The organism is Streptomyces sp. NPDC006265, from assembly GCF_040613555.1.
In the GTDB taxonomy this organism is placed as follows: domain Bacteria; phylum Actinomycetota; class Actinomycetes; order Streptomycetales; family Streptomycetaceae; genus Streptomyces.
Window position 1 is genome coordinate 1 of sequence record NZ_JBEXSH010000315.1, and the last position, 9,151, is coordinate 9,151.

Annotated in this window: 6 protein-coding genes and 4 pseudogenes; 5 read left to right on the forward strand and 5 right to left on the reverse strand. The window is 69.4% G+C overall.

All coding sequences use genetic code 11. The annotated features are described in order from the left end of the window. Positions 1 to 212, reverse strand: a pseudogene (locus ABZ281_RS24200) (hypothetical protein); the annotation flags it as partial. Positions 213 to 539: 327 nt separating this feature from the next. Next, a complete protein-coding gene (locus ABZ281_RS24205) occupies positions 540 to 1,028 on the reverse strand; it encodes a TetR/AcrR family transcriptional regulator (RefSeq protein ID WP_356658603.1) in 489 nt (162 codons plus the stop codon). 265 nt (positions 1,029 to 1,293) lie between these two features. Between ABZ281_RS24205 and msrA the strand changes: the two genes are divergently transcribed. Beyond that, positions 1,294 to 1,803, forward strand: coding sequence for a peptide-methionine (S)-S-oxide reductase MsrA (msrA, locus tag ABZ281_RS24210; protein ID WP_356658593.1), 510 nt, complete (start codon positions 1,294 to 1,296; stop codon positions 1,801 to 1,803). Between the two features lie 418 nt (positions 1,804 to 2,221). On the opposite strand, the pseudogene ABZ281_RS24215 reads toward msrA, so the two are convergent. Then, a pseudogene (locus ABZ281_RS24215) lies at positions 2,222 to 2,818 on the reverse strand (transposase); the annotation flags it as partial. Beyond that, a complete protein-coding gene (locus tag ABZ281_RS24220) occupies positions 2,749 to 2,979 on the reverse strand; it encodes a transposase domain-containing protein (protein ID WP_356658595.1) in 231 nt (76 codons plus the stop codon). The pseudogene ABZ281_RS24215 and the gene ABZ281_RS24220, both read right to left, overlap by 70 nt. A 6-nt stretch (positions 2,980 to 2,985) precedes the next feature. On the opposite strand from ABZ281_RS24220, the pseudogene ABZ281_RS24225 reads away from it, so the two are divergent. Then, positions 2,986 to 3,775 (forward strand): annotated as a pseudogene (locus ABZ281_RS24225) (aldehyde dehydrogenase family protein); the annotation flags it as partial. 44 nt (positions 3,776 to 3,819) lie between these two features. Further along, positions 3,820 to 4,011, forward strand: a complete 192-nt coding sequence (locus ABZ281_RS24230) for a hypothetical protein (protein WP_356658597.1) — start codon at positions 3,820 to 3,822, stop codon at positions 4,009 to 4,011. A 142-nt stretch (positions 4,012 to 4,153) separates the two neighbouring features. Here the strand turns inward: ABZ281_RS24230 and ABZ281_RS24235 are convergent. Next, positions 4,154 to 5,352 (reverse strand): annotated as a pseudogene (locus ABZ281_RS24235) (ATP-binding cassette domain-containing protein); the annotation flags it as partial. A 473-nt stretch (positions 5,353 to 5,825) separates the two neighbouring features. On the opposite strand from ABZ281_RS24235, the gene rph reads away from it, so the two are divergent. Then, entirely contained in the window at positions 5,826 to 8,423 is a 2,598-nt protein-coding gene (gene rph, locus ABZ281_RS24240; RefSeq protein WP_356658599.1) for a rifamycin-inactivating phosphotransferase, read from the forward strand. A 126-nt stretch (positions 8,424 to 8,549) separates the two neighbouring features. Beyond that, positions 8,550 to 9,151 (forward strand): GNAT family N-acetyltransferase (locus ABZ281_RS24245; protein WP_356658601.1); only part of this gene is annotated, 602 nt, incomplete at its 3' end.

The following is a 9,151-nucleotide window of genomic DNA, read 5'->3' on the forward strand; positions in this document are numbered from 1 at the left end:
GGCTCGATCGTCTGGTACACGAACCAGACGTCGTAGGTGTTGTTGTTCTTGATGGTCATCGACAGCTTGACCGAGCCACCGGGCGTGGTGGTGGCGCTGTCGGTGGCGAAGGTCAGCTCCGCCGGTGCCGGGTCCGCCGCACTCGCGCTGGGGGCCAGGCCGAACACGGCCAGGGCGAGGGCGAGGACGGCACCGAGGCCGAAACGTCTCATCAGGGGTGATCGCATGGCCTGGGAGGCTAGGCAGGGGCCGGGCGGAGCGTCTGCCCCGCAACGCGGGTGCTCCTCGCCGCGCGGCTGGAAGTATTCAGGGTGTGATCAAGGTGTGTGGAAAATATGGAGGCATGGCGGAGCCGGTATTCGCCCAGGCAGTCGGCTCCATCCGGGGCGACCGTACCGGCGGAACACTGCCGACCGCTTCCGTGGCGCCGGAAGATGACATTGGCGCGTATCTGTTCCGGCAGCCCTCTCCCTCGTTCGCGATCACCCTGGGATTCTCGGCCGTCCGCCGCGATCCGGCCTGCGGGGCACCGGACCCCGTCATGACGCCCCGAGGCCGCGCAGCAGCGTGTCGACCACGACGTCCGCCGCCTGCGCGGGGCTCAGCCCGGGCATCTGCCGGGATGCGAGGTGCATGAGCTGCGGCAGGAGCGCGTTCGCCCATCCCTGCGGGAGGTCGGAGCGCAGAAGTCCCTCGTTCGCGGCGCGTTCGAGGAAGACGTCGACCTCGTGCACGGAGGCGTCCCGGCGGGCGCGGACGCTGTCGTCGGCGAGCATGCGGGCGAGGTCGACGGGCCAGGTGCGGTTGACGGCGATGATGTTCTCGACGTAGCGGTGCAGGGCGACGCCGACGGGGGCCTCGCGTAGCCGGGCGTCCGCGACGGCGTCCTCGATGGCCGAGAGGCGGGAGGCGTAGATGGCGGCGAGGAGATCCTCGCGGGAGGCGAAGCGCCGGTACACGGTGCGCCGGTCCACGCCCGCCTCGGTGGCGATGTTCGCGATGCTCGCCCCGGGGTCGGCGGCGAGGATGCGCGCCGCCGTGGTCAGGACGGCTTCCAGATTGCGCGCTGCGTCAGCTCTCACCCGACCGAGTCTAGCCACCTTCTGTGGAACCTGAGGTGGCTAGTGCCTCTTTTGTGTGAAGACCGGGGAACTAACTGCTACAGCGGCGTGACGTTACTCGGTGGGCGCTGCGGGGGCGTCAGTCACCTGTCGAAATGGTGACGGCGTCGGGGGAGTGCATGTGCGAGGCTGGTCCTGCAGGGACGGATACGGGCAAGAAAGGTGATGCGCCATGAGTGATGTCGAGGAGAGGGCGTTGCTGGCGGGTGGGTGCTTCTGGGGTATGCAGGATCTGATCCGGTCGCTTCCCGGCGTGATCCGCACCCGGGTCGGCTACAGCGGCGACAACGACAAGCCCCGCCCCACCTACCGTGACCACGGAAAGCACGCGGAGTCGATCGAGATCGTGTTCGATCCGACCGCGACCGACTATCGCGCGATCCTGGAGTACTTCTTCCAGATCCACGACCCGACCACACGCAACCGGCAGGGCAATGACATCGGCCTGAGTTATCGCTCCGCCATCTTCTATCTCGACGACGAGCAGCGTCGCGTCGCGCGGGACACCATCGCCGACGTGGAGGCGTCCGGGCTGTGGCCGGGGCCGGTGGTGACCGAAGTGGTACCGGCGGGCGCGTTCTGGGAGGCCGAGCCGGAGCACCAGGACTATCTCCAGCGCTATCCGGACGGCTACACCTGTCACTTCCCGCGTCCGAACTGGCGGCTGCCCAGGCGGGGCTAGTGCCAAGGCCGTGAAGTTTGCGGTTGGGGCGGGTTGTCAAGGGCCTGCGGGTGCGAGGATTTCGATGCCGGTGGTGGCTTTGTAGCTGGTGCGGTCGGCGCGGGGGGCCGCGGGCCTGGTACTTGGAGATGGCGCGTTTGACGATGCGGGGGCTGACGCGTAGTCGCCGTTGGGGCAGCAGGCCGGCCAGGACGTGCCGGCCGATCGTGCCGACGAGGTCGATGACGGTGTCGGCGATGATGCCCGCGGCCAGGACGAGCTGGTCGCGGGCGGTCTGCCAGGCGATGCTGAAGCTGGCCCGGTCGGGGTCGGTGCCCGCTTGCGTGCTGGTGGCGTCCGCCATGGCGCTCCGCAGCAGCTGGTAGACCACCAGCAGGGCGTGGATCTCCTGGTCGACGTCTTCGGGGGTGCGGGCGCGCAGGACCCGGCCGCCGAGGATGGTCGACTTCAGTTCCAGGTAGGCCGTTTCGATCTCCCAGCGCTGGTGATACAGCGTGGCGAGTTCGGCCGCCGGACAGCGGTGGTGGTCGAGGAGAGGGGTGGCGAGTCGGTAGAGGGCGGTGTGCCGTCCTGCGGCCGTGCTGAGGGTGATCTCGCAGTCGACGACGCGGACGGCGACAGGGCCGGGCATCGAGAGGTAGGACCCGTCCGGACAGCGGGCCAGGACTGGCATCCTGCGGCCGTTCTTCAGCCGGACCAGGACATCCGCCCCGGTGGCCGCGATGTCGGCCACCAGTTTCTGGGCGGCGAAGTCGCGGTCGGCCAGCAGGATCGTTCCCGGCCGGAGGCTGGGCAGCAGCCGTGGGGCGTAGGTGGTTTCACCTGAGGTGGTCGGCCCGGACACCGCGTCGATGAGTGTGCGGGTGCCGCAGGCGACCAGGGCCGGGAGGCGGACTTGTGGGTAGCCGGTGCCGCCGTGGTTGCCGGCCTGCTTGGTGAACCTGGTCAGGACGGCGGGGTGTCGGGCACGGTCATGGTGGTGCCGTCCAGTGCGACCACCAGCAGGCCGCGCCACCGTGTCCCGGGTGCCCGAGCGTCGGCCGTGGGGCCTTTGAGCAGGTCGAACAGCCACCGCAGCGGCTTGCTGCCGATCCGGCGACGGGCCTGGGCCAGCGCGCTCGCCGACGGCGCCGCAAGAGGCAGGCCGGTCAGTGCCCCGGTCAGCTTGCGCCACACTCCTGGATAGCCGGTCTCCGGGAACAGGCACGCGGCCAGCGCGTCAGCCTGGAACTGGGCGGCAAGTTCCGCCGCCATCGTCCTGCCGGACGCCGGCATCGAGAAGGCGGTTGCGGGCCTGAAGATCGTCTCCCTTCTCAACAACGGCGAGTCCTGCATTGCCCAGATCCGCATCCTCGCCCCGCGCAGCCGGTACGAGGAGGTCGTGACCGCGCTGACGGAGCTGGTCGAGTCACTGAAGGTGGGCGACCCGAGCGACCCCGACACGTTCATCGGCTCGATGATCCGCCCCGACCGGCAGGAGCGGGCGCGCACCTACATCCGGCTCGGCATCGAGGAGGGTGCTCGCCTGGTCACCGGCGGCCCGCAGATCCCCGAGGGCCTGGAGAAGGGGAACTGCGTCACGCCCACGGTCTTCGCGGACGTCGGCAACTCCATGCGCATCGCGCGGGAGGAGATCTTCGGCCCGGTCCTGGTCGTCATCGCCTACGACGACGAGGTCGAGGCCGTCCGTATCGCCAACGACTCCGAATACGGCCGCTCCGGTGGCGTCTGGTCCGCCGACGAGGCCCACGCCCTTGCGGTCGCCCGCCGCGTCCGCACCGGCACCCTCACGGTCAACGGCGCCCCGGTGGGCTTCGACGGCCCGTTCGGCGGGTTCAAGGCCAGCGGCATCGACCGGGAGTACGGCGCGGTGGGCCTCGGGTCCTACACCGAGTGCAAGACCATCACCGTCCGACGCACCCAAGAGGCGTCGTCACCTGTTTGGCAGGTGACGAGAGGAGGGGCAAGCTGATGTTCGTCCAGGGCAACAGCTGATTCCGAAAAGGGAGACCGGTCATGGGCATGGATGTGTCGACGGACACCGCCGCAGTGGCACGGCACGCGTGGTTCGGCAAGCTTCCCGAGCGCGTCCGCCTCGAGGACACGCTCGAAGGGGCCAAGGCCACGCCGGGCGGCGGAGCGAACGCGTACGACCCCGAGGGCTCGTGGAAGTGCTACTCGTGCCTCGCGCTCGACCTGGGCCTGTAGGACCACGTCGAGAGTGGTCGGGGCGCGCACACGGTTGTGGGCCGCCGGACATCGGGGCGCCGCCCGCGAGGGCGTGCGTACCGCCCCCGCTGGGCTATGAGCGCAGCGCAACCGTCACTCGGGCTCAGCGCCGGACCTCCTCCTGCCGGATCTTCCCGCTGCGCAGGGCGAGTTCGCCGGTGATCAGACGCATCAGGGTGGTCTTCCCGGCGCCGTTCGGGCCCGTCAGCGCGATGCGCTCCGAGCCCCGGACGGTGAGATCGACACCGGCTTCCGCGAACACCTGCCGGCCGCCGAGGTGCACCTGCATCTCCTGGCCGAGGAAGAGGTTGCGGCCCGTGGGCACCTGGGTGTCGGGCAGGTCCAGTGTGAGGCGTTGCTCCTCGCGCACCGCGCGCCCGGCCTCGTCCAAGCGGGACTTGGCCTCGCTGACCGCGAGTGCATCTGGCCGGACCGGCCCGTGGATTCCTGTGCGCCTCGCGTCATGGTGCCGGCGAAGATCCGGGGCAGGTCGGCGCTCTTGAGGTTGCGGGCGGCGTTGCTCGCGCGCCGCTCGGCGCGTTCGCGGGCCTGCTGCATCTCGCGCTTCTCTCGCTTCAGCTCCTGCTCGGCGTTGCGGACGTTCTTCTCGGCCACCTCCTGCTCGGCGCGCACGGCCTTCTCGTACGCGGTGAAGTCACCGCCGTGGAAGCGGAGGTCGTCGCCGCCGAGCTCGGCGATGGGTTCCATGCGGTCGAGCAGGACGCGGTCGTGGCTGACAGCAGCAGAGAGCCGGTGAAGTCCGACAGCACGTCATGGAGCCTGTGCCTGGTCTCCAGGTCGAGGTTGTTGGTCGACTCGTCGAGGAGCAGGACGTCGGGACGCTTGAGAAGCTGGGCCGCGAAACCGAGCTGGACGATCTGGCCGCCGCTGAGCGTGCTCAGGGGGCGGCCCAGGGCGAGGCCGGCCAGGCCGAGACGATCGAGCTGGACGCGCGTGCGCTCCTCGATGTCCCAGTCGTCGCCGATGGTGGTGAAGTGCTCCTCGCTGACGTCCCCGGACTCGACGGCGTCCAGTGCGCGGATCACGGCGTCGACGCCGAGCACCTCGGCCACGACCAGGTCGCCGGTCAGGGGGAGGCTCTGCGGGAGGTAACCCAGCGTCCCCTGGACCGACAACGAGCCGGTGCGGGGCCGGAGTTCACCGGCGATCAACTTGAGCAGCGTGCTCTTGCCCGCACCGTTCGGGGCGACCAGACCCGTACGGCCGGTCGTGACGGTGAAGGACAAGTCGCTGAAGACCGGGGGTGTCGTCGGGTCAGGAGAAAGACAGGTTCGAGCACACGACGGAGGCGTCGGACATGGAGATGAACTCGGGGTACGACGGACAGAGAGAGCTCTGCCCTGGGCAGACGCGGGAAAGCAGGTACGACGAACCGGCCACCTCTGCGGCGCTTCCTCAGCGCGTCCGGTGGCCGTCAGATCCGGGTCTCACCCCGAGATGTCGTCTTCACCCACCACGTCTGTGACTCCTCGAACAAGGTCAACGTCACTGGCAGCGTGACAGCGGCTCCGCCGGAAGCCGCTCGGTTCCCGCGGCCCGGTCCGGTGGTCCGGTCGAGCGGTCTGACCCAGTGCTCCGGACAGCACAAAGGCAAGGAGATCTCTCCTTGCCTCTCCTAACTTATAGCGCACCGGGGGGCTTGCGGCAAGGCCCGGGTCTCGGCGCAGAATCATCGGCCGAAGCCACAACCTGCGGAAACGGGGACACGAGGTGTGTGTGTCGGAGATTGAGACGTGCTCGACCGGCGGTTCGACAGAGCCGGAGGTGTCGCGATGATCGGGCAGTACGTGCTGGATCTTCAAGAGGTGGACGAGACGCAGCTCGCGCTCGTCGGTGGCAAGGGCGCGCACCTGGGCGCGCTGTCGCGGATCGAAGGCATCCGCGTACCGGCTGGTTTCTGCGTGACGACCCATGCCTTCCGGCAGATCATGGCGCAAGCGCCGTCGGCCGAGCATCTGCTGGATCAGCTGGCGCACCTGAACCCCGACGACCGGGAGGCGATCCGCACACTCAGCGCGCAGATTCGCCGGACCATCGAAGGGATCGCCATCCCGGGCGATCTCGCGTCGGCGATCACCCGCGCGCTCTCCCGGCTCGACGAGCAGGCCCCCTACGCCGTCCGGTCCAGCGCGACGGCGGAGGACCTGCCGACGGCCTCCTTCGCCGGCCAGCAGGACACCTACCTCAACGTCGTGGGGCCGACGGAGATCCTCCGGCATGTCAGCCGGTGCTGGGCCTCGCAGTTCACCGAGCGGGCCGTGACCTACCGCCAGCGGAACGGCATCGACCACCGTACGGTCGACATGGCCGTGGTCGTGCAGCGGATGGTCTTTCCGCATGCGTCGGGCATCCTCTTCACGGCCGACCCCGTCACGGGCAACCGCAAGGTCGCCACCGTGGACGCCGGGTTCGGTCTCGGCGAGGCCCTGGTCTCCGGCCTGGTGAACCCGGACGTCTTCAAGGTGCGTCACGGCGAAGTCGTCGCGAGGACGATCGCCGCCAAACAGCGTGCCGTCCACGCCTTGCCGAGCGGCGGTACACAGGAGGTGGAGGTCGACCCGCAGCGGCAGCAGCAGCCGGCGCTGACGGATGCGCAGGCGGTGCGGCTCGCGCACCTCGGGCGGCGGGTCGAGGAGCACTTCGGCCGCCCCCAGGACATCGAATGGTGCCTGGTCGACGATGACTTCCAGATCGTGCAGAGCCGGCCGATCACGACGCTGTTCCCCATCCCCGAGGCCGCCGACCAAAAGAATCGCATCTATGTCTCCGTCGGCCATCAGCAGATGATGACGGACCCCATGAAGCCCCTCGGGCTCTCCATGTGGAAGCTGACGGCCATGGCGCCGATGACCGAGGCCGGTGGAAGGCTGTTCGTCGACGCGACGCGAGCCCTCTCCACACCCAAGGGCCGCACCGGCCTCCTGGACCTCGTGGGCAGGGGCGATCCACTGACCAGGGACGCGCTGGAGACCGTCCTCGACCGCGACGACTTCCTCCCCCTGCTGCCGGACCCGGCCCCCGGCAAGTCCCCGGCCGTCGGCGCGCCCGCCCCGATCGAGACCGATCCGGCCGTCGTCGACGGGCTGATCGAGCGCAGCCGGGCGTCCATCGACGCACTGCGGCGCGACATCGCCACGAAGGCCGGACCCGCGCTGTTCGACTTCCTGCCGGAGGCCTTCGAGGAGCACAAACGAGTCCTCACCGATCCGCTCAACCACCAGGCGATCATGGCCGGCATGGAAGCCACGTGGTGGCTCAACGACAAGCTGCACGAGTGGCTGGGGGAGAAGAACGCGGCTGACACGCTCACCCTGTCCGCCCCCGACAACATCACGTCGGAGATGGGCCTGGCGCTGCTCGACGTCGCGGACGTGATCCGCCCCCATCCGGAGGTGGTCGCGTTCCTGCAGAACGTCGATGACGACAGCTTCCTCGACGAACTGCCGAAACAGGCGGGCGGAACCCGAGCGCGCGACGCCGTCGAGGGGTATCTCGACCGCTACGGCATGCGGTGCGCCGGTGAGATCGACATCACCAGGCCCCGATGGCGTGAATCCCCCAGCACACTCGTCCCGGCGATCCTCGACAACGTCAGGAACTTCGAACCCGGTGCCGCCCGGCGGCGCTTCGAACAAGGCCGGCAGGAGGCATGGAAGAAGGAACAGGACGTGCTGACCCGCCTGCGCGCGCTGCCCGACGGGGAGAGCAAAGCCGACGAGACCCAGCGGATGATCAAGCGGGTCCGCACCTTCATCGGATACCGGGAGTACCCGAAGTACGACATCGTCAGCCGCTACTTCCTCTACAAGCAGGCCCTCATGAAGGAGGCCGAACGCCTCGTGCAGGCCAAGGTGCTTCCGGAGAAGGAGGACGTCTTCTACCTCACGTTCCAGGAACTCCACGACGCCGTACGCTCGAACCGGGTGGACGACCGGCTCGTCCGGCAGCGCAAGGAAGCGTTCCAGACGTACCACGCGCTCACACCGTCCAGGGTGCTCACGTCGGAGGGCGAGGCCATCAACGGGGCGTACCGGCGCGACGACGTGCCGGACGGTGCCCTGGCCGGTCTGCCGGTGTCCGGAGGGTCCATCGAGGGGCGGGCCCGCGTCATCCTCGACATGGGGCAGGCCGATCTCGAGCCCGGCGACATCCTGGTCACGGCCTTCACTGACCCCAGTTGGTCACCCCTGTTCGTCGGAATCGCCGGCCTGGTCACAGAGGTGGGCGGCCTGATGACCCACGGCGCGGTGATCGCACGCGAGTACGGCTTGTCGGCCGTCGTGGGCGTCGACCGGGTCACCCGGCTGATCCGGGACGGCCAGCGGATCCGTGTGCACGGCAGCGACGGATACGTCGAGATCCTTTCCTGACCGGGCTGTGCTGTGACCGACCGTGGCTGAGGTGAAATTCGCTTGCCTCCGCCAGGGGGCGACGCTGCACTGTGCTACCGGCACCACCATGCGTGGTGCCGGTATCCCGAGGAGGCAGCGGCAGCGATGGAGATACGACCCACGACCGACGAGGATCTCGAGGTCTTCTTCGACACCGTCCACGCCGCGTTCGGACGCTTCCCGGAAACCCCGACCGAGGGTGGCGGTCTCTGGTGGTCGGCGCTCGAAATGGACCGCTGTCTGCTCGCCCTGACGACGGACGGGCGGCCCGTCAGTACCTCCGGCGCGCATTCCTTCGAGCTCACCGGTGAAACCATCGTCCCGGCCCCCGGGGTGACGGCCGTCGGCGTCCCGCCCTCGCACCGGCGCCGGGGCGTGCTCAGCGCGATGATGCGGCATCAGCTCGCCGGGTCGCGGGCCCGCGGGGAGTTCCTCTCCGTGCTGCTGGCCTCCGAGGCCACGATCTACGGCAGGTTCGGCTACGGACCGGCGACCCACACGCAGGAGCTGACGGCGCCGCGCCACCGCGCTGCCCTCGCCTTCCCCCGGGCGCACGGGACGGCCGACGCACCGGCGGCCGGCGCGGACAACGGCTCGGTCGAAGTGCTGCGTAGCGCCGGGTGCGGCGAGATCCTGGAGGAGGTCTACGACCGGTATCGCCGCGCCCAGCCCGGAGCACCGTCCCGGCCGCACCGCTGGGCGGGCCT